The 19,346-nt window shown below is 59.6% G+C and carries 20 protein-coding genes and 1 other RNA gene; 5 read left to right on the top strand and 16 right to left on the bottom strand.

The window, feature by feature from the left end:
- Complete coding sequence (scpB, locus tag LDN84_RS03210; RefSeq protein ID WP_223908084.1) at window positions 1–780, bottom strand: methylmalonyl-CoA decarboxylase; 780 nt, start codon at window positions 778–780, stop codon at window positions 1–3.
- A gap of 211 nt (window positions 781–991) precedes the next feature.
- Here scpB and LDN84_RS03215 point away from each other — a divergent pair, with 211 nt between their 5' ends.
- Window positions 992–1,690 (top strand): GIN domain-containing protein, encoded by a 699-nt coding sequence (locus tag LDN84_RS03215; protein ID WP_223908087.1) that lies wholly within the window; start codon window positions 992–994, stop codon window positions 1,688–1,690.
- Window positions 1,691–1,757: 67 nt separating this feature from the next.
- Here LDN84_RS03215 and LDN84_RS03220 read toward each other — a convergent pair whose 3' ends face one another.
- The 4 genes from LDN84_RS03220 to LDN84_RS03235 form a co-directional block, all read right to left on the bottom strand.
- Window positions 1,758–2,033, bottom strand: a complete 276-nt coding sequence (locus LDN84_RS03220) for a hypothetical protein (protein ID WP_223908089.1) — start codon at window positions 2,031–2,033, stop codon at window positions 1,758–1,760.
- 385 nt (window positions 2,034–2,418) lie between these two features.
- Entirely contained in the window at window positions 2,419–2,655 is a 237-nt protein-coding gene (locus LDN84_RS03225; protein ID WP_223908092.1) for a hypothetical protein, read from the bottom strand.
- Window positions 2,652–2,843 carry a DUF3563 family protein gene (locus LDN84_RS03230; protein WP_223908095.1) on the bottom strand — a complete coding sequence of 64 codons (192 nt, stop codon included), beginning with the start codon at window positions 2,841–2,843 and terminating at the stop codon, window positions 2,652–2,654. Before LDN84_RS03230 ends, LDN84_RS03225 begins: the two co-directional genes overlap by 4 nt.
- Before the next feature lie 94 nt (window positions 2,844–2,937).
- On the bottom strand, window positions 2,938–3,414 hold the full coding sequence (locus LDN84_RS03235) for an Lrp/AsnC family transcriptional regulator (RefSeq protein ID WP_317134826.1): 477 nt from the start codon (window positions 3,412–3,414) through the stop codon (window positions 2,938–2,940).
- Between the two features lie 144 nt (window positions 3,415–3,558).
- Between LDN84_RS03235 and LDN84_RS03240 the strand changes: the two genes are divergently transcribed.
- Both LDN84_RS03240 and mdeB read left to right on the top strand, forming a co-directional pair.
- Window positions 3,559–4,767 carry a methionine gamma-lyase gene (locus tag LDN84_RS03240; protein WP_223908098.1) on the top strand — a complete coding sequence of 403 codons (1,209 nt, stop codon included), beginning with the start codon at window positions 3,559–3,561 and terminating at the stop codon, window positions 4,765–4,767.
- 8 nt (window positions 4,768–4,775) lie between these two features.
- A complete protein-coding gene (mdeB, locus tag LDN84_RS03245; RefSeq protein ID WP_223908100.1) occupies window positions 4,776–7,430 on the top strand; it encodes an alpha-ketoglutarate dehydrogenase in 2,655 nt (884 codons plus the stop codon).
- 153 nt (window positions 7,431–7,583) lie between these two features.
- Here mdeB and LDN84_RS03250 read toward each other — a convergent pair whose 3' ends face one another.
- Entirely contained in the window at window positions 7,584–9,308 is a 1,725-nt protein-coding gene (locus tag LDN84_RS03250; RefSeq protein WP_223908103.1) for an NAD(P)/FAD-dependent oxidoreductase, read from the bottom strand.
- A gap of 59 nt (window positions 9,309–9,367) precedes the next feature.
- Entirely contained in the window at window positions 9,368–10,285 is a 918-nt protein-coding gene (cysK, locus tag LDN84_RS03255) for a cysteine synthase A (protein WP_223908106.1), read from the bottom strand.
- Window positions 10,286–10,403: 118 nt separating this feature from the next.
- Here cysK and rnpB point away from each other — a divergent pair.
- An RNA gene (gene rnpB / locus LDN84_RS03260) (RNase P RNA component class A) lies at window positions 10,404–10,747 on the top strand.
- Window positions 10,748–10,817: 70 nt separating this feature from the next.
- Here the strand turns inward: rnpB and LDN84_RS03265 are convergent.
- A complete protein-coding gene (locus tag LDN84_RS03265) occupies window positions 10,818–11,342 on the bottom strand; it encodes an Rrf2 family transcriptional regulator (RefSeq protein WP_223908109.1) in 525 nt (174 codons plus the stop codon).
- A gap of 139 nt (window positions 11,343–11,481) precedes the next feature.
- Here LDN84_RS03265 and nhaR point away from each other — a divergent pair, with 139 nt between their 5' ends.
- Entirely contained in the window at window positions 11,482–12,378 is an 897-nt protein-coding gene (gene nhaR / locus LDN84_RS03270; RefSeq protein ID WP_223908112.1) for a transcriptional activator NhaR, read from the top strand.
- A 12-nt stretch (window positions 12,379–12,390) separates the two neighbouring features.
- Here the strand turns inward: nhaR and LDN84_RS03275 are convergent, their stop codons facing one another.
- From LDN84_RS03275 to nifE, 8 genes are all read right to left on the bottom strand, one after another.
- Window positions 12,391–13,203 carry an RNA pseudouridine synthase gene (locus tag LDN84_RS03275; protein WP_223908116.1) on the bottom strand — a complete coding sequence of 271 codons (813 nt, stop codon included), beginning with the start codon at window positions 13,201–13,203 and terminating at the stop codon, window positions 12,391–12,393.
- Window positions 13,204–13,231: 28 nt separating this feature from the next.
- Window positions 13,232–14,905: an MBL fold metallo-hydrolase gene (locus tag LDN84_RS03280; RefSeq protein ID WP_223908122.1), complete on the bottom strand. Its 1,674-nt coding sequence runs from the start codon at window positions 14,903–14,905 to the stop codon at window positions 13,232–13,234.
- Window positions 14,906–14,972: 67 nt separating this feature from the next.
- Window positions 14,973–15,284 carry a ferredoxin III, nif-specific gene (gene fdxB, locus LDN84_RS03285; protein WP_223908125.1) on the bottom strand — a complete coding sequence of 104 codons (312 nt, stop codon included), beginning with the start codon at window positions 15,282–15,284 and terminating at the stop codon, window positions 14,973–14,975.
- Window positions 15,281–15,475, bottom strand: a complete 195-nt coding sequence (locus LDN84_RS03290) for a CCE_0567 family metalloprotein (protein ID WP_223908128.1) — start codon at window positions 15,473–15,475, stop codon at window positions 15,281–15,283. Before LDN84_RS03290 ends, fdxB begins: the two co-directional genes overlap by 4 nt.
- Window positions 15,476–15,477: 2 nt before the next feature.
- Entirely contained in the window at window positions 15,478–15,972 is a 495-nt protein-coding gene (locus LDN84_RS03295) for a NifX-associated nitrogen fixation protein (RefSeq protein WP_223908157.1), read from the bottom strand.
- The gene (gene nifX / locus LDN84_RS03300; protein WP_223908160.1) at window positions 15,969–16,379 is read right to left on the bottom strand and encodes a nitrogen fixation protein NifX; all 411 of its coding nucleotides are present in this window, start codon (window positions 16,377–16,379) and stop codon (window positions 15,969–15,971) included. Before nifX ends, LDN84_RS03295 begins: the two co-directional genes overlap by 4 nt.
- A gap of 41 nt (window positions 16,380–16,420) precedes the next feature.
- Window positions 16,421–17,788, bottom strand: a complete 1,368-nt coding sequence (gene nifN, locus LDN84_RS03305) for a nitrogenase iron-molybdenum cofactor biosynthesis protein NifN (RefSeq protein ID WP_223908163.1) — start codon at window positions 17,786–17,788, stop codon at window positions 16,421–16,423.
- A 2-nt stretch (window positions 17,789–17,790) separates the two neighbouring features.
- Window positions 17,791–19,218, bottom strand: coding sequence for a nitrogenase iron-molybdenum cofactor biosynthesis protein NifE (gene nifE / locus LDN84_RS03310; RefSeq protein WP_223908165.1), 1,428 nt, complete (start codon window positions 19,216–19,218; stop codon window positions 17,791–17,793).
- Window positions 19,219–19,346 lie beyond the last annotated feature (128 nt).

A 19,346-nucleotide genomic window follows, 5' to 3' on the forward strand; every position in this document is an offset into this window, starting at 1 on the left:
TCAGCTGCCGTTGAATTGGGGTTGGCGCTTTTCCTTGAAGGCGCGAATACCTTCCTGGTAATCCTGGCTGTCGTACACCAGCCGACGCAAGCCCTGAACTTTTTCAAAGCCACGCGGTGTCAGGGGCTTGGCCCCTGCCAGCACCCGCAATTGCTCCTTCATCACAGAAATGCTCAGTGGTGCGTTGGCGGCAATGGTGGCCGCCATGTTCAGCGTGAAGGTTTCCAGCTCGGGGGCTTCAATCACATGGTTGATCATGCCCACATGTTCGGCCCGAGTCGCCGTGATTGGGGCGGCGGTAAAAGCCAGCTCCTTGACGATGCGCAAGCTGGCCGCACTCATGAAGGTCATCATGCCGCTGACGTTGTAGGGCACGCCCATGCGGGCCGGGGTCACGGCAAAGCGGGATTGCGGCGTGGCAATGATGATGTCGCAGGCCAGCACCACTTCCACCGCGCCGCCCCAGACACCGCCGTCGATCATGGCGATGACGGGTGCGCGGAAATTTTCAATGGTGCGCACCAGTTCCCGCAAGGGGTCGCTCCAGCCCAGCGGGTCACGGCCATCGGTCGGGAGCTCATTCACATCGTGCCCGGCAGACCAGACCTTGCTGCCCGGCTGCGCACGCAGGATCACCACCCGTGCCTTGGTGTTTTCCAGGTGTTTAAGGGCCTCCATCACTTCTTCCACCAGCTGATGACTCAGTGCGTTGAGCTTGGTGGGGTTGTCCAGCCAGATGGTGCCGATGTGGCCGTCTTCGGTCATCCTGATCAAATTCATGGTGTGTTTTCCTAGTGTTTTGGCTAAACCAGCATGGTAATTCCGTTTGTACGCCGGGCAGACCATACGGGTTGGGTCATGTTGAACACCGTCTGCTTTGAGGGGGCCCGGAATAGCCCATTTCTGTGGGGGTATAGGGCGTTCAGGCACTGCCGCGCGTTATGGGAGCCGTTACCATGGTTGTCCCCAAAATGCACTTTCAGGAAAAACCATGTTCTTCACAAGCAACGGGATCAAGCATGCAACAAGCATTTTTGCTTGTATGGTTGGATTGGCCGGATTTCCAGCCGTTGTTCATGCGCAGGCTGTGGCAGGCTCCAATGATGTCGCGGGTCACGGGGTTGCCGTGACGGAAGCCAGAAAAGTACGCCCATTCAACGGTATTCGGCTAGAGGCACCGAGTGGTGACGTGGTCTACACGGTTGGTGGGGCGCAATCGGTCAGTATCAGTGCGCAAAAAAATGTGTTGCCTCTCATTGTGACCAGCGTTGAAGGCGGAATTCTCATCATCAAGGTTCATGGGGTCATGCTTCCCAACGAACCCGTCCGACTGGTGATGACGGGGCCAAGTCTTGACACACTTCACATCACAGGCTCTGGCCGCATCGAGATGACCGGTGCCAAAGGGCCCGCCATCCACGCAACCCTGAGCGGGTCTGGCGATATTTCTGTTGCGGGGCAAGTGGACGCGCTGGTGCTTGACCTCAGTGGTTCGGGCAGCATCAAGTCCTCTTCAGTGAAGTCCAAATCGGTCACAGTCACCTTGTCTGGCTCTGGGAACATTTCTGCCCAAGCCAGCCAGGAGGCTCGCGTGGTGTTATCCGGGTCTGGAAACGTTGGAATTTCCGGGAATCCCAACGTTCGATCCGTTGAAAAGAATGGGGCTGGTCAAGTGAGTTTTGTCGAGTAAAGCGCGCTGTCATCAAGCATTCACGTCGATTTAGGGTCGTTGGATTTTGGGCGACCTGTCATCCAGACTACAAATTCGGCATTTCGGCGAGAGGCTCAATTTTTGAAGGGGCCTTATTGAGATGCTGAAGGGTTTCGACAAAATCACGTGCCTGTTGGCGCTGTTTGGGTGAGAAATTTTTTCCAGCCTCTCCTGTCAACAGAACTTCTAACAAACCGGTGAGGTGCAGCTGAAATTTCTCGTACTCGGGATGCGTGGCCATGAGGGAGCCAACAATGGCCATGAGCCCCGCCTGAGTGGCGACCAGCGTGTCCAGTTCCGAGTGGAGTTCGTCCTTTTTCATAGGGTTGTTCATAGCAATGAGGGTGGGAACCCAAAGGTTCCCTTTCTTAAAAATAAGTGACGGTTGTCTACGTGAGCGTAGCTTCCCGTGGCCTGCACATGAATGCTGGCGTGAGGAAGGTAACTCTGACGTGGTGGTTGACGTTGTCGGGGTTAAGCGACTAATACGGAATAGTCCTGTGCCGACCATGGTTTTGGGTTCTTTTGTTCACACAGAGTTTGTTGTCTTTATGTGAACTGAACCACGCATGACCGGACACCGAGGATTTTATAGAGTCTGATCGTACGCCGACCTGGATAGCCGGGTACTTTTGAAAGAAATGCAACCCAACGTCAAGTAGGTGAATTCAAGAGCGCGTTCAAGGAACTGGTCTGAAGGGTGCGTATCAAACTTGACGAGCCCAAGGGCCCAAGGTCAACTTTTCAAGCGAACTGATATCGCGACCAAACCTTGCGCTACTGAGCAGCGAGTTCTCAATCAGGCCAAGACGCACCGCCATGGCGTATAACGAACGTGCCAAGTCAAAAGGCTGGGCAAGTGCGAGTGAGGTTGCATGGTGGAGTTTTTCTGCAACATGAATTGCATCGGTGTTTGGCTGGTTATTCATGGGTGACTCCTTCATGACAAGTGCAGACGGTATGCCAGACCATGCGCATCGAGGCGACTGCGTTGGTCCAGTTCACGCATTCTGTGCTCCAGGTCATAGATATCGGCTGATTCAGAAAGGTATGCCTCATCAAGCTGTTGATGGGGCGTGATGTGAGGCATGAGCGATTTGGTGAGCTTGATAAGCTGCAAGAGCATGGACATGGTGAGTCCTCCTGGAAATTTGTAAGTTTAGTATAAGGGTTTACCCTTATCTGTGTCGTTGTGTGGTTGTTTTTTGACACAGGCCCTCCGGCCTTTACAAGATGGGAATGGCGATCACCCGCTTGATCTCCTTGAGTGAGAAGCTGGTGGAAATCTCGCGCACACCGGGCAGTGCCCGGATGTGGGTACGTACAAATTCAGCGAAGGTTTCCAGATCCACACCAATCACCTCCAACTGGTAGTCATAACGACCCGACAAGTTATGGCAGCTCAGAACTTGCGGCAACGCCACCACCGCCCGCTCAAAAGACTCTGCCGCCTCCGGGGTGTGGTTTTCCATCTGCAAGTGCACAAAGCCGGTTACCCCGTAGCCCAATTTACGGCGGCTCAGGCGGGCGTTGTAACCCTCGATCAGGCCCGATTCTTCCAGCTGCTTGACGCGCCGCCAGCAAGGTGATGGTGACAGGCAGACCTTTTCAGCCAGTTCACCAATGGTGGTTCGCCCATCCGCCTGCAAGGCCTCCAGCAGTTGACGGTCAACCGAATCCAGCTTCAAAGAGTCCATGAGCATAAAAATCTTTCTTTAGATATATATAGGGCAATTTATTCTAAAAATACCGTTTTTATCAGGGAAATTAGCCATTTTATTCCGCGTGGTCAAGATCAAAATTCCCTTGTCACAAGGTTCAAAGTCTCGCCTTTTCAGGAACACATCATGCCCACTTCACCCCACAAGAAAACCGGTTTCAGCACCCGCGCCATCCACTTTGGCTACACCCCGGCGCAACATCAGGGCGCACTGGTGCCGCCGATCTACACCTCGGCCACCTATGCGTTCCCCGATGCCGCTTATGGCGGGCGCTGCTTTGCCGGCACCGAGCCGGGCTACTTTTACACCCGGGTCGGCAACCCCACCCTGGCGTTGCTGGAGGCACGTCTGGCCAGCCTGGAGGAGGGCGCTGGTGCGGTGGTGTTCGGCTCGGGCATGGGGGCGGTGACGGCCACTCTGTGGTCGATGCTGGAGCAGGGTGACGAGGTGCTGGCCGACCTGACGCTGTACGGCTGCACCTTTGCTTTCCTGAACCACGGCCTGACCCGCTTTGGTGTCACCGTGCGCCATGTCGACATGACCGACCCCGCCAAGGTGGCCCAGGCTATGGGCCCAAAAACACGGGTGGTGTACCTTGAATCACCGGCCAACCCCAACATGCGCCTGGTGGATATTGCCGCCGTCTGCACCATCGCCCATGCTGGCGGGGCACGGGTGGTGGTGGACAACACCTATTGCACCCCTTACCTGCAACAGCCTTTGTGCCTGGGGGCGGATGTGAGCGTGCATTCCATGACCAAGTACCTCGGTGGTCATGGCGACCTGATGGCGGGTGCCGCCATCTTTGCCGATGCCGAACTGGCCCAGCGGGTGCGTGTGTTTGGCCTGAAAGACATGACCGGTGCGGTCATGTCCGCGCAAGATGCCCACCTGGTGATGCGTGGCCTGAAAACCCTGACCCTGCGCATGGATCGCCATTGCCAGAGTGCGCAAAAAGTGGCCGAGTTGCTGCAAGCCCATGCCGCCACCGCCGTGGTGCATTTCCCCGGCCTGCCCACATTTGCCCAGCACGATTTGGCCAAGCGGCAGATGCGCCAGTTTGGCGGCATGGTGGCGTTTGAGCTCAAGGGCGGCCTGCAGGCGGGCATCCGCTTCATGGATGCGCTGCAGCTGGTGACCCGTGCCGTGAGCCTGGGTGATGCCGAAACCCTGGCCCAGCACCCGGCCAGCATGACGCACGCCACCTACACGCTGGAAGAACGCCAGGCCCACGGCATCAGCGAAGGCCTGGTGCGCTTGTCGGTCGGGCTGGAAGACATGGACGACCTGCTGGCCGATATTCAGCAAGCGCTGGATCAGGCAGACAAGGCCTGAGGTTGGCCATGCGTGAATCAACCACACCTCCATCCCCCGAGCCCGACATCGATCCGCAGGAAACTGCCGAATGGCGCGAGGCTTTTGACGCGCTGCTGGCCAACCACGGCCCGGCGCGTGCCCGCTTCATGCTGGACGCATTGGCTCGCCAGGCGCGCAGCCAGCGCGTGGGCTGGCAGCCTGAGCTGGCCACACCCTATGTCAACACCATCGGGGTCGATCAGCAGCCGGTATTCCCCGGTGACCTGGCCATTGAAGAACGGCTGGCTTCGCTGATGCGCTGGAACGCCCTGGCCATGGTGGTGCGTGCCAACCAGGCCTATGGCGAGCTCGGTGGCCACATTGCCAGCTACGCCAGTGCCGCTGATTTGTTTGAGACCGGCTACAACCACTTCTTTCATGCCCGCAACGAAGCCCGTGGGCATCTGGGCGACCTGGTTTTCTTTCAGCCACACAGTGCACCCGGTGTGTATGCACGGGCTTTTCTGGAGGGCCGCTTGAGTGCAGAAGACCTGGGCTACTACCGCCAGGAGCTGACCGCGCCGCGGGCCCTTACCGGGCAGGGCGCACGCGGCCTGTGCAGCTACCCGCACCCGTACTGGATGCCTGATTTCTGGCAGTTCCCCACCGGCTCCATGGGCATTGGCCCGATCAGCTCGATCTACCACGCGCGCTTCATGCGCTACCTGACGCACCGCCAGTTGCTGGACTGTTCGGCCCGCAAAGTGTGGGGCGTGTTTGGCGACGGTGAAATGGACGAACCCGAAAGCATGAGCGCACTCACCCTGGCCGCCCGTGAGGGGCTGGACAACCTGGTGTGGGTGGTCAACTGCAACCTGCAGCGCCTGGATGGCCCAGTGCGCGGCAATGGCCGCATCATTGACGAGTTGGAAAAACTCTTTGCCGGAGCGGGCTGGAACGTCATCAAGCTGATCTGGGGCAGCGACTGGGACGGCCTGTTCGCCCGCGATGTGGGTGGTGCGTTGACCCAGGTGTTTGCCAACACCGTGGACGGCCAGATGCAGACCTTTGCCGCCAAAGATGGCCGTTTTAACCGCGACAGCTTTTTTGGCCAGAATGCCGAACTGGCACGTTTGGCCCAGGGCCTGACGGATGAGCAGATTGACCACCTCAAACGCGGCGGCCACGATCTGGTCAAAATCTACGCCGCCTATGCCGCAGCCGCGCAGCACCGTGGCCAGCCCACGGTGATTCTGGCGCACACCAAAAAGGGCTATGGCATGGGCAGCAGTGGCCAGGGTCGCATGACCACGCACAGCCACAAAAAGTTTGACGAGGCCGACCTGATCGCGTTTCGCAACCGCTTCAACCTGCCGATGAGTGACGAGCAGGTGAAAAACCTGGTCTTCTACAAGCCCGCCGAAGACAGCGCCGAAATGCGTTACCTGCACCAGCAGCGCCAGAAACTGGGTGGTTTTTTGCCCCAAAGGTATGCAAGCGCCCCGGTGGTCCTGGTGCCGGACATGGCCAGCTACGCCCAGTTTGCGCTGCAGGCCAACGACAAGGAAATGAGCACCACCATGGCCTTTGTGCGCATGCTGGGCAACCTGCTCAAAGACCCGCAGCTGGGCCCGCGTGTGGTACCCATCGTGGCCGATGAGGCCCGCACCTTCGGCATGGCCAACCTGTTCAAACAGGTCGGCATTTACAGCAGCGTCGGCCAGCGTTATGCCCCGGAAGACATTGGTTCGGTGCTGAGCTACCGGGAAGCCCTGGACGGCCAGATTCTGGAAGAAGGCATCAGCGAAGCCGGTGCATTGGCCAGCTGGACGGCTGCAGCCACCAGCTACAGCGTACACGGCCTGGCCATGCTGCCGTTCTACATCTACTACTCGATGTTTGGCTTCCAGCGCGTGGGTGATGCTATTTGGGCCGCTGCCGACCAGCGTGCCCGTGGCTTCCTGCTGGGGGCTACCTCCGGGCGCACCACCCTGGGTGGCGAAGGTCTGCAGCACCAGGACGGCAGCAGCCACCTGGCGGCGGCCACCATCCCCAACTGCAAAGCCTATGACCCGGCATTTGCTGGTGAACTGGCCGTCATTCTGGACCACGGCATGCGCGAGATGCTGGTCGAACAAAAGGACGTTTTCTACTACATCACCTTGATGAACGAGAACTACGCCCAGCCGGATCTGCCCACTGGCGTCGCCACCGATGTGATCAAAGGATGCTATAAATTAAAGAGCTATCAGCGCTTGTCTGACAATGACCAGAGCCCTGAAAAGCTTGAAAATATCACCCTGCTGGGCTCCGGCGCGATCCTGACCGAGGTGATCAAGGCGGCGCAACGCCTGGCTGCGCAAGGGGTGAATGTGACGGTGTTCAGCATCACCAGCTGGAGCGAACTGGCCCGCGATGGCCTGGCCTGCAGCCAGCGCAGCGCACAAGACCATGCGGGTGCCAGCGACCGTGTGCCGTTCATCACCCAACAACTCCAGCACAGCCAGGGCCCCATCATCGCCGCCACAGACTATGTGCGCGCGGTGCCGGAAAGCATCCGCGCCTATCTGCCCGCAGGCCGTTCCTATGTCACCTTGGGCACCGATGGGTTTGGCTGCAGCGACACCCGCGCCGCCTTGCGTGCCCACTTCGGGGTGGATGCCAGCAGCGTGGTGGCTGCTGCCTGGGCGTGCCTGGGTTGATGTGGGGGGCTTCGAGCCGGAGAATGCTCCCCGTGGTTGTGCTGCCAGCACACAAGCGTGTGCCGTGAAAGCCCTGTCGCGCCAAGACAGGTCTTGATGCTTTAGGGGCCTCTAGCGCTTGTCAATTAAGCGCTGACAGCTATTCAATTGATATTAAACCGTGGATTTTGCAAGCGCCTCAGCCAGCTTGATACCATCCACCGCCGCCGACAAAATCCCGCCCGCATAGCCTGCGCCCTCACCCCCCGGATACAGCCCGTGGGTGTTCAGACTCTGAAAATCATCGCCGCGCGGAATACGCAAGGGCGACGAGGTACGGGTTTCCACACCGGTCAGCACCGCGTCGGGCATGTCAAAGCCCTTGATTTTTTGGCCAAAGGCTGGCAGCGCTTCCCGCATGGCGGCAATCGCGTAGTCGGGCAAGGCCTGGTGCAAATCGCCCAGTTTGACCCCCGGTTTGTACGAAGGCAGCACCGAGCCGAAGCTGCTTGAGGCCTCGCCGTGAATGAATTCACCCACCAACTGCCCAGGGGCTTCGTAATTGCCGCCGCCCAGCACAAAGGCCTGCGATTCCAGTTGGCGTTGCAGATTGATGCCCGCCAGGGGATGCACGGTAGGTGAATTGGAGACTATTGATTGAATAGCTTCCTGCGCATATTTCATCCCGGCTGCAGGCCCAAAAGCCATACAAAATGTGGCTACATCCTGGGGGTAGTCCACCGGCTCAATGCCCACCACCATGCCGGCATTGGCGTTGCGTTCATTGCGTGAATACTGGCTCATGCCATTGGTCACCACCCGGCCCGGCTCACTGGTGGCGGCCACCACCGTGCCACCGGGGCACATGCAAAAGCTGTAGACCGCACGGCCATTTTGCGCATGGTGCACCAGCTTGTAGTCGGCGGCACCCAGTTTGGGGTGTCCGGCGTGGCGGCCCCAGCGGGCCCGGTCAATCACACTTTGCGGGTGCTCAATGCGAAAACCGACCGAGAACGGCTTGGCCTCCATCGCCACGCCACGCTCATGCAACATGGCAAAGGTGTCGCGTGAGCTGTGGCCCAGCGCCATCACCACCTGGTCGGCCCGCAGGCTGTAACTTTGGCCGCTGTGTTGATCCAGCACGGTCAGGCCACGCAACTGGCGGCCCTGTGCCCCGGCTTCCACCTCAACATCGGTCACCCGTTGCTCAAAGCGGATCTCGCCGCCCAGGGCGATGATTTGCTCACGCAGGTTTTCCACCACCTTGACCAGCTTGAAAGTGCCAATGTGCGGGTGTGACTCGACCAGAATTTCGGGTGGTGCCCCGGCTTTGACCAGTTCTTCCATCACCTTGCGCCCCAGATGGCGCGGGTCTTTGATCTGGCTCCAGAGTTTACCGTCTGAGAACGTGCCCGCGCCGCCTTCGCCAAACTGCACGTTGGATTCCGGGTTGAGCACATGTTTGCGCCACAGGCCCCAGGTGTCCTGGGTGCGTTCACGCACCTTCTTGCCGCGCTCCAACACAAGTGGTTTGAAGCCCATGTGGGCCAGAATCAGGGCAGCAAAAATGCCGCAGGGGCCAAAGCCGACCACCACAGGGCGCAGTTTCAAATCGGCGGGAGCCTGCGCCACCAGCCGGTAAGTCATGTCCGGCGTGGCTTGAAGGTGCGGGTTGCCGGCGTGGCGCAGCAGCAAGCTGGCCTCAAGTGAGGGGGAAGCCAGCTCGGCATCCACGATGTACACCACCCGCACTTGCGCCTTGCGGGCATCAAAACTGCGTTTGAAAATGTGCCAGTGGCTCAGGTCGGTCGCGGCAATGCCCAGAGTGTGCTGGATGAGGGCTTGTAGTTCCTCTGGGGTGTGATCCAGTGCGAGCTTGAGTTCAGAGAGTCGAATCATGATGAATGTGCAGTGGGCTTGTGTTTATCAAGCAGAAGCCGCACATTTTAAAGAGGCTTTTACACCGGCAGAAAACCTTCCACCGACAGGTAGCGCTCGCCGGTGTCGTAGTTGAAGCCCAGCACCGTCGCGCCGGGTGGCAGGTCAGGCAGTTTTTGCGCAATGGCGGCCAGTGTCGCGCCACTGGAAATTCCCACCAGCATGCCTTCTTCGGTGGCGCTACGCCGGGCGTATTCGCGGGCCGCTTCGGCCTCGACCAGAATCACCCCGTCGAGCAACTCGGTGCGCAGATTTTTCGGGATGAATCCCGCGCCAATGCCCTGGATCGGGTGCGGCGCGGCGGCTCCGCCGGAAATCACTGGTGACGCAGAGGGCTCTACCGCAAACACTTTCAAGTTCGGCCATTTGGCTTTCAGCACTTGGGCCACGCCGGACAAGTGTCCGCCCGTTCCCACGCCGGTGATGAGGGCATCGATGCCGTCAGGAAAATCTGCCAGGATTTCCTGTGCTGTGGTGCGCACATGCGCGTCGATGTTGGCCGGGTTATCAAACTGCTGTGGAATCCATGAGCCTGGCACGGTGAGTGACAACTCGTAGGCGCGGGCAATGGCTCCTTTCATGCCTTTTTCGCGCGGGGTCAGGTCAAACGACGCGCCATATGCCAGCATCAGGCGGCGGCGCTCAACACTCATGCTGTCGGGCATCACCAAAATCAGCTTGTAGCCTTTGACGGCAGCCACCAGCGCCAAACCGACACCGGTGTTGCCCGAAGTGGGTTCGATGATGGTCGCGCCGGGTTGTAATTCGCCAGACCGCTCAGCCGCTTCCACCATGGCCAAGGCAATACGGTCTTTGATCGAGCCGCCGGGGTTGCTGCGCTCGGACTTGATCCAGACGTTGTGACCCGCACCAAACAGGCGGTTGATGTGCACATGGGGTGTGCGGCCAATGGTTTGCAGGATGTTGTCGGCTTTCATGGGCTCAGGCTCCTCAGGTTGATGAACCGATCATTTTGAACCAGTTGATCAACTGTTTTGGGTATAAGGTTAGAAGCACGGGGTCTAAGCCAGATTCAGCCGCGATAATGTGGCCTGTGAAGCCCGCCAGACTGTCGCTGGTGCAATCTTGGAAACAAGGCACTGGAGGAACGTCCGGACTGCATAGGGCAGCGTAGCAGCTAACGGCTGTCCACTGAAAACCTGAGCCGCAAGGCCTGGGTATAAGGTGAGGATCAGAGCAACAGAGACGAGCCGATTCAATTCGGGTGAAACGGGCAATCTCTACGCGCAGCAATACCAAGTAGGCCAGCGTTGATGGGGCCCCCAGAGCTGGCGGGTAGGTAGCACCGAGCCACGGAGTGATCCGTGGCCCAGATTAATGACAGTCACACCGGGGGCAACCCTGGTGCACAGAATCCGGCTTATCGGTGGGCTTCACACTTCTTCAAATCACGCTGCATAGACGGCAGCGCGAACTCAAATCACACGACAGGCTTGCCGTGTGAGGGGTTCACCCCCTGGCCAGCAGCGTTTGCCCAAGTGCAAACACCGAGTTGGGGGCATTGGTGCGAATCGGCACGTGCACCGGTTTTTTGAACACACCGCGGTTGGGCGCTGGTTTTTGTTCAATCTTCACACCTTTGGCCAATTGCTCCAGCACCAGAGAGCGCAGCGTGACGGACTGCATGAAGTCCAGCACCTTGGCATTCATGGAATCCCACAAGTCTTGCGCCATGTCCTGGGTGTTGATGTCTTCTTTCGGGTTCAGTTTGGGTGGGGCATCTTCTACCGCGCTGATGATGTCCGCCACGGTGATGGCATCGGCACGCTGGCCCAAGGTGTAGCCACCGCCTGGCCCGCGGGTGCTGCTGACCAGCCCCTGCTGGCGCAATTTGCTGAACATTTGCTCCAGGTACGACAGCGAAATTTGCTGGCGCACGGCAATGTCGGACAGCGGCACAGGGCCTAGCTTTTCACGCAGGGCCACGTCAATCATGGCGGTCACGGCAAAACGGCCTTTGGTACTTAATCGCATATCGGTTACTCCTATCAGTGTCTGTGAATGTGACACGCCAGGAACTATAAAGTTCCAATCACTTCGTGTAAATTCGTATTAATCACAAATAAACTTCGTGAAAATCGAAGCATTAGTTTCATTACATGAGGCAGTTGGCATGAATTTCAAGCATCTTTACTATTTTTGGGTCACCGCCAAGTCGGGCGGCATCATGCGCGCTGGTGAACAGTTACACACCACCCCCCAAACTTTGTCAGGGCAAATCAAATTGCTGGAAGACTGGCTGGGTCGCCAACTGTTCCGCAAAAGTGGCCGCCAACTGGAGCTGACCGAGCATGGCCGTCTGGCGCTGGGTTATGCCGACCAGATTTTCAGTCTGGGGCAAGACCTTGAGACTGCCTTGCGACAAGCCCGTGGTACCCAACGTCGGCTGGACTTTCGGGTGGGTGTGGCCGATTCGGTGTCCAAATCAGTGGCTTATCGCTTGCTTGAACCGGCGTTTTCTGTGGGGCAGCCGATCAAACTGCTGGCCAGCGAAGGCAAGTTTGACGACTTGCTGGCGCAGTTGGCCTTGCACCGGCTTGACCTGGTGATTGCCGATGAGCCGATGCCCGCTCGTGTCAGCGTCAAAGCGTTCAACCACCCGTTGGGCCGCAGTGCCATGAGTTTTTTTGCCGCCTCTGCGCTCCAGCCGCGCCTTCAGGGGACGTTTCCCGGCTGTCTGTCGGGTGTGCCGATGTTGGTTCCCGGGGCCACGGCTTCAGTGCGTCAACAACTGGAAGGCTGGTTTGCCAAACACCAGATTTCCCCGGTGGTGGTGGGTGAGTTTGATGACGCGGCGCTGATGAAAGCCTTTGGCCGCGAAGGGCAGGGCGTTTTTTTGGCTCCAACTGCGCTGGAACAGGAAACCTGTGACCAATTTGCGGTGTCGGTGGTGGGGCGCACCACTGAGCTGGTCGAGTCGTTCTATGCGGTGTCGGTCGAGCGGCGCATCACCCACCCCTGTGTGCTGGCCATCACCGATGCGGCACGTGGGCAACTGTTCAGTGTGTGATGGCCTTCAATATCAAAACCGTTCACCTTCTTGCAGATAGCGCCACTGACCTTCTGGCAAATTTGATAGCGCCACCCGCCCGATGCGCAAGCGCTTCATGCTGTTGATGTGTAAATCCACGCGCTCGCACAAGTAAGCAATCAGGCCGGGGTGCGCTCCCTTGATGGCGACACGCAGCCGGGTTGTGGCACCAGACGTGCTGTTGATGCTGACCTTCACTGGCGGCAGCGCCTGGCCCTGGTGGTTGAGGCCGGTGTTCATGCGTTGCAACATGTCCGGGCTGACCTCACCGGCCACTTCCACCAGAAACTCGTGTTCCATGAAGGCTGCATCTTCGGTGAGCTTGCGCAGCACGCGCCAGTCTTGCGTGAACACCACCAGCCCGGTGGCGGCCAGCTCCAGCGGTACACAGGCGGTGAGCCGGGCCAGATGCCGCTTGAGCTGGCGCACGCCAGACGGGTCTTGTGCCCAATGGTTGGTGCTTTGCAGCAATTGGTGCGCCGGTTTCAGGCGTTTGCCCGCCTCGCCTGGGGCGGCCATGCTGTCAAAACCTGCGGGTTTGTTCAGCAACAGGGTGACATCGCTGAGCCCCATCAGACTGGCCTGCGGATCGATCTGCACCACTTGGTCCAGCACGCGGGCCATCGGCTCTTCCACCACCTGGCCATTCACCCGCACCCAGCCGCCTTCGATGTATTGCTCGGCCTCGCGGCGGGAGCAGGGCACCAGGTGCGCCACGTGTTTGGACAGCCGTTCACCCTCGGGCACAGGGGGCTTCTTGAATGTTGTTTTGACCGAGAGGGTGGATTTGGATGGTTTGATCATGTCTGCTGATGGTAACCACTGACGCCGCTCACGGGTTGACCGACAAGGCCTCTAGCCGCGCCACATGGGCCATCAGCGAGCGTTTGGCCACCGGCCACATGCGCGGTGGTACGTCGCTGTAAACCACAGCCAGCCAGTCATCGAGTGTGCCTTGCGGGTTGGCTTGCATGGCGGCCATGACTTTGGCCTCGCGCTGCAGGCGGTGGTTTTTCAGGCGGGTGATGGTGTCGGCAGCCTCCTGACCTGGCCCGCCCATGACATAACCATGGGCGGGCAGGATGAACTGAATGTAGTGCTCGGCGCACAACTGGTGCAGCAGGTCGAGCGAATTCAGGTAGTCGTTCATGTCGCCATCGGGCGGGTCAATCACCGTGGTGCTGCCGTTCAGAATGTGGTCACCGCTGAACAACAAGCCGTCTTCCAGCAACACCAGGCACACATGGTTGGCGGCGTGGCCAGGGGTGTGGATGATTTGCAGGGTGTGGCTGGTTTTGATAGACAAATTGGCCTCTGGCGCTTGTGTGGTAAGCGCAAGCAGCTCTTTATTTTGTAGTGACCTGTCGGGCGTGAAGTGGCTGGCTGCACGTGCGGTGGGTGCGCTGGGCAGGCCCAGAATCGGCGGCTTAGGGCTGCACAGGGCTTGCAGCGGTGCCGCGCCGGGGGAGTGATCCGGGTGCGAGTGGGTGCAGACGATGAAGCGGATGTCGCCCCCGGCGGCACGCCAGAGTTTGTCCAGATGCTCGGCATCGGCCGGGCCGGGGTCGATGGCTATAAAGCCGGTGCTGGGGTCGCCCACCAGGTAACTGTTGGTGCCCGGGCCAGTCATCACGCCGGGGTTGGGTGCGGTCAGGCGCAGCACGTTTTTCAGCAACGGCACGGGCTGTTCGCTTTGCCAATCCAGCGGGTGGGCGATCTGGCCGTCCGGGCACACCAGCGCCAGCTCACCATAGGGCAATTCGTGTTCCATGAAGCGGGCTTCACGCCCGGCCAGCAGACCGGTGCGTGGGCAACTGGTGAACAGTGGTTCTTCGGTCACCGCACAAGCCTGTAACACCGCATCGACCGTGGCCAACTGTTGCAGGCGTTCCAGTGTGCGGATGGTCGGGTAAATCATGAAGAAGTTGCCCGCCTGGTGGCGCTCCAGCGCCTGCGCCGGGCGCACCCAGACCGGCTCAAACTGCTCGGACTCATCGGCCACCGGGCTTTGACCGGGCGGCATACGCGCGACCAAAAACGGCACATCAAAGCGTTTAGCCAAGTCGCGGTCGGTGATCCAGCGGGCCAGCACATACAGGTCGCTGGTGGCCAGGGTCAGGCCACGCGCCTGGCATTGCGCGGCAAAGTCACCGGTTCGATCCATCGCCTCAATGTCGGCCTGGCTGGCCCAACGGCCGTCGGCATGGCGGGCCAGCAGCACGCCCAGCTCTTCAAAGCTTTCGCGGATGGCGGCCACCGCTTCGGTCAACGCCGCATCGTCTTGCGTGGCGCGGCGCTGGCAAATGGCCTGGCAGTTGCCGTCGGCCGCATCAATGCCGCCGCCAGGAAAGACAAATGCGCCCGGCACAAAGCTGGCCTGGGCGGAGCGGCGGGTCATCAGCACCTCCAGCCCGTCGGGGCTGTCGCGCAGCAGCAGCACGGTGGCGGCTGCGCGGGTGGGGGCAGGGGGGCGAGGGGGGTGCAGGAGTTGGGTGGTGCGTGTCATCCGCAAATTATGCTTTGTCTAATGGCACGCAGCCTGAACGCCCCTGGGAGCGCCGCTGACTGTCAGCTCAAACCACCGCCTCTGCGTGGGTGTAGCACTTTTTCGGGCAGATTTTGGAGCAGGCGGTGCAGCCAATGCAGCGCTCCTGGTGCGCAATGGTCATGACTTTCTTTTCGTATTCCTCGTCGTCGTCATCCCCGTCCACATCGACAGAAATCCGCTCGCCATCTTCGGTCAGGCCGACCAGTTCCAGCACGCCACGCGAACACACCTTGAAGCAGCGGCCACAGCCGATGCATTTCTGGTCGTCGAGTTTCGACACAAAGGTGGGTACCCAGATTTCCCCACTGGGCAGGGTCACGTTGAAGGCCGTGCTCATACGGCTGCCGCAGCTTGGCGTGCGTCCATCAAGTTGGCATGGGCTTCGTGGCAGCGTTGCGCCACTTCCAGGATTTTTTCCCAGTTGGTTGGCAGTTCTTCGGACAAGTCATGCAAATCCATCTTGGCCTGGGTGGCCCGGGCGTTGAGTTTTTTCAAACGTGTTTTAAGTTCTTCGGCATCTGTGCTCATGTTCAGGCTCCATATTGCGCCACAGCGGGGTAGGTGCGGATCATCATCACCGCTTCATCAAAAAATTTGCCACCGGCTTGCGCCAGTTTGGCCAGTGAGGGGAAACCAAAGCGGTGCACGTCGCGCAACTGCTTGTTGACCACCACCAGTCGGCCGGCAATCAGCACCATGCGGCCAAAGCCTTCGTGGCTCATCTTCATCATGGGCGAGACCATCTGGCCGGTTTCGCGCTCAATCGCCACGGCGATGGCGTTGTAGAAAATTTCCAGATGCCACAGGGTCTCGGGGTCGGGGTCACCCAGAATCGGCAGCGCACGGCGTTCTTCAGCGGTGTGGATGTAGGGCTTGAGCAACTGCAAATCGCTCTTGTTGTCCCAGGTGCCATTGGTGTCCTGGGCGCGCAGTTGCTTGATGAGCTGCTGCACAAACGGGGTGGCGAGATAGGCCTCGTCGTTGTCGGCGGGGGTGGCTGCTTCCAGGGTTGCGGTGTCTGTCATGGGGTGACCTCTTCATCTTCAAAATCAAATGTGCGTTCGCCGCTTTTGGCCAGGGCCTTGCGCAGCCATGGGGGCGGTGTGCCGTTCAGCACGTCTTGCAGCTTGGTCAGAATGTCGGCAATCGCTTCGGGTTGTGGCACCTTGATGGGGTGAATCTTCATGGCCACGACACGTGCCGCGCCGGAGCCACCAATGGCGGCCACGTAGACGATGGCGCAGTCCTTGATGGCTTCGAGCTTGGGGGCGAGCTTGTCTTCGTCGCCGTCTTCTTCCAGCTTGTCGCCAAACTCAAAGCTTTCAACAAACTGATGCCCGGTGGGGGAAACGTCGTACACGACGATGCTTTTGGCCCAGCCAAAGTGCGCGTTCACGCTTTCTTTGTCCTGGGTGGCGAAGGCGACTTTCATAAAGGCACTCCTTGGGTTGGGATGGGTGGGGTCAAAACGGATCACACGGTCTCAAGCGTGGCAACACTGGCTGCTGCTTGCAGCGCTTCGGGGCTGAGCGGCCAATCGCCGGGGTGGTGGTGTTCCACATGGTCGAGCATCAGGTTGGCCACCTCAAACACCAAATCCATCGTGCCGCGGTAGCCGACCATGCGCCGATGCGCGTTGCCAATGCGGTCAAACACCGGGAAACCAATGCGCAGCAAGGGTTTGTTCAGCCGCTGCGCGGCCTGGCGGCCATGTGAGTGGGTGATCAGCAGGTCACAGTCCGCCGCCCCCAGCTCCAGGTCTTCCAGGTCGCCCAGAATCACTTGTTGAGCGGGCAGCAGCGCGTGGGCGGCTGATTTGGTGGTGCTGACGCAGCAGTGCAGTTCGGCCCCCATGTCCACCAGCACACTGCCTACGGCCAGCAACAAATCCGGCTCGGCGGCAATTGCCACCTTGATGCCGCCGGTGTAGAAGTGGCTGTCAAGCATGGCATCGAGCAACTGGCTGCGCTGGCGGCGGTATTTGGCGGGCACGGCTTGGCCGGAAATCTGCGCCAGTTTTTGCAGCAGACGGTCATTCACCTCCAGACCGGTCAGGCGCTCAAAAATCTCAAACGGCGTGCCAGCAATGTCCAGCAAGGTCTGCGCCCCTTCGCGGGTTTGCTCGCCAACCCCCAGGGTGTAGGCAGAAGCCCCGGCGGTGCGAATTTGCTCCAGTGTGGTGCCACCCAAGGTGGTGCCGCGCCAGTCGGGCGGAATATGACCATCCAGTGAGCCAGAAATATCCGGCAGCACAATCACCGACAGGCCAAAGGCCTCAATGATCTCGCGCAATTCGTCAATGTCGGCGGGCGACAAATAGCTCCCCGGCAGCAGCGTGACCTGCTGGGGGTTGACCGGCAGCGGCTTGACCAGGGTGCGCACAATGGCGCTGATGGCGTGTTGGTAACCGTCTTCAAAACCGCCGACGTAATCGGGGGTGGAGACATAAATGATCTCGGTATCGGCCAGCTCGGGTTTGCGCTTGCGGGCGGTCACCAGGTAGCCCTCCACATCGTCACCCTTGGTCTCGGTCAGGCCGGTCGAGCAAATGGCAATGACTTTGGGCGCGGCGCGGCTGCGGATGTTGATCAGCGCGGCCTCCAGGTTGTCGTAGCCGCCCAGAATCGAGGTGACCTCGTTCATGGCGGTGGTTTGCAGCGGAATCGCCTCTTTGAAGTGGCGCACCAGCAACACCAGGCCAAACGAGGTGCAGCCTTGTGAGCCGTGCATCACCGGCATGCAGGCATCCAGCCCCAGAAACGCCAGGGTGGCCCCGAGCGGCTGGCTCATCTTGAGCGGGTTCACCGCACAGGCTTTTTTGGATTCAATGACGCTGGCCATGTTCATGCACTCCCGTTTGCGCTCACCGCACCAAGCGTTTCCCCGTCGTCACCCCAAGGGGCGGGAATACGCACTTGCTGCCAGACCGGGTTAAAGATGGCGCGGTCAATCTCGTGCACCAGGCCCACCATGCCCTCGTAGCCACCATAGGGGTGGTAGCGCTCCTGGTTGATGTCGAGCCAGGGCATACGCGCTTTCAGCGCCACAAACTGGCTGCGCCCGCCCGAGAGCATGATGTCGGCCCGCGCATCACGCAGCATGGCGTACATCTCGCGCGGGGTCATGTTGTCGATCATGTGGGCATCGTCCCCCATGATTTCCTTGATCTTCTCTTTGTCTTCTTTGGTGCTTTTCTTGATGCTGGTGCCAACAATCTCCATACCCGCCTCTTGCAGCGCCGCCACCACCGACCAGGACTTGACCCCGCCGGTGATCAGCAACACCCGTTTGCCGGTGAGTCGCTGTTTGTAGTGCGCAATACGCTGCCAGGCGCGGGCTTCTTCCACCGCAATCAATTGCTCGGTACGCAGCAGCAAATCATCCGGCGCACCTTGCTTGACCAGCAGTTTGGCAATCTGGCGCAAGGTGTCGCTCATGTCGCCAATGCCGTAGAACGAGCCCTCAAAATACGGAATGCCCCAGCGCTGCTCCATCTTGGTGGCAATGTTGATCATCGACTTGGAGCACACCATCATGTTCACCTTGGCCCGGTGTGCGCTGGCAATCTCGTTGTAGCGGCCATCACCGCAGATGGTGGAGAGGATGCGAATGCCCAAGGCATCCAGCAGCGGCTTCACTTGCCACAGCTCACCCACCAGGTTGTATTCGCCAATGATGTTGATGTCATACGGCGTGGTGAATTCGGGTTCGACCGTGCCAATCACATAGTCCAGCAGCGCCTCGGCCCCGAGCTTGTTGCCCAGGTTTTTCGGGCCGGCAAAGCCGGGGGCATTGACCGGAATGATCGGTTTGCCAAATTTTGCGGTGGCGCGCTGGCACACCGCCTCAATGTCGTCGCCCACCAGCGCGGTCACGCAGGTCTGGTAGACAAAAACGGCGGGAGGGTTGTATTTGTCCAGAATCTCGCGGATGGATTTGAACAGGCGCTTTTCACCGCCGTAGATCACGTCCAGCTCGTTGATGTCGGTGGTGAAGCCGGTGCGGTAAATCTGCGGGCCGCTTGATGCGCTGTGCCGGTTGTCCCACGAGTTGCCCTCGCAGGCAATCGGGCCGTGCACCAGATGCGCCACATCGGCCACCGGTTGCAGGGCAATCTTGGCCCCGTCAAAGGCGCAGCCCCCGGCAGCCGCGCCGGGCGCAAGCTGTTTGGTGCAGCCTTTTTTGCGATCCTTGTCGCTCTTGCCCTGGTTGATCTCGCAACCAGGCTCATCGAACACATCGGCAATCTTGGCTTTGAGCGAAGCTGACATGAAAGACTCCTGATGGGGTGGTTACAGGAGTCATTGCATTTTTAGTGCCAGGGGAAAATGTGCTTCTGAAGGCTTTTTTGGGGGAAATGGGCGGTATGCCGGCGCTTGCTTTGGCTGGTTTGAAGGGA

Origin of the sequence: Rhodoferax lithotrophicus (assembly GCF_019973615.1) — a bacterium.
GTDB lineage: Bacteria > Pseudomonadota > Gammaproteobacteria > Burkholderiales > Burkholderiaceae_C > Rhodoferax > Rhodoferax lithotrophicus.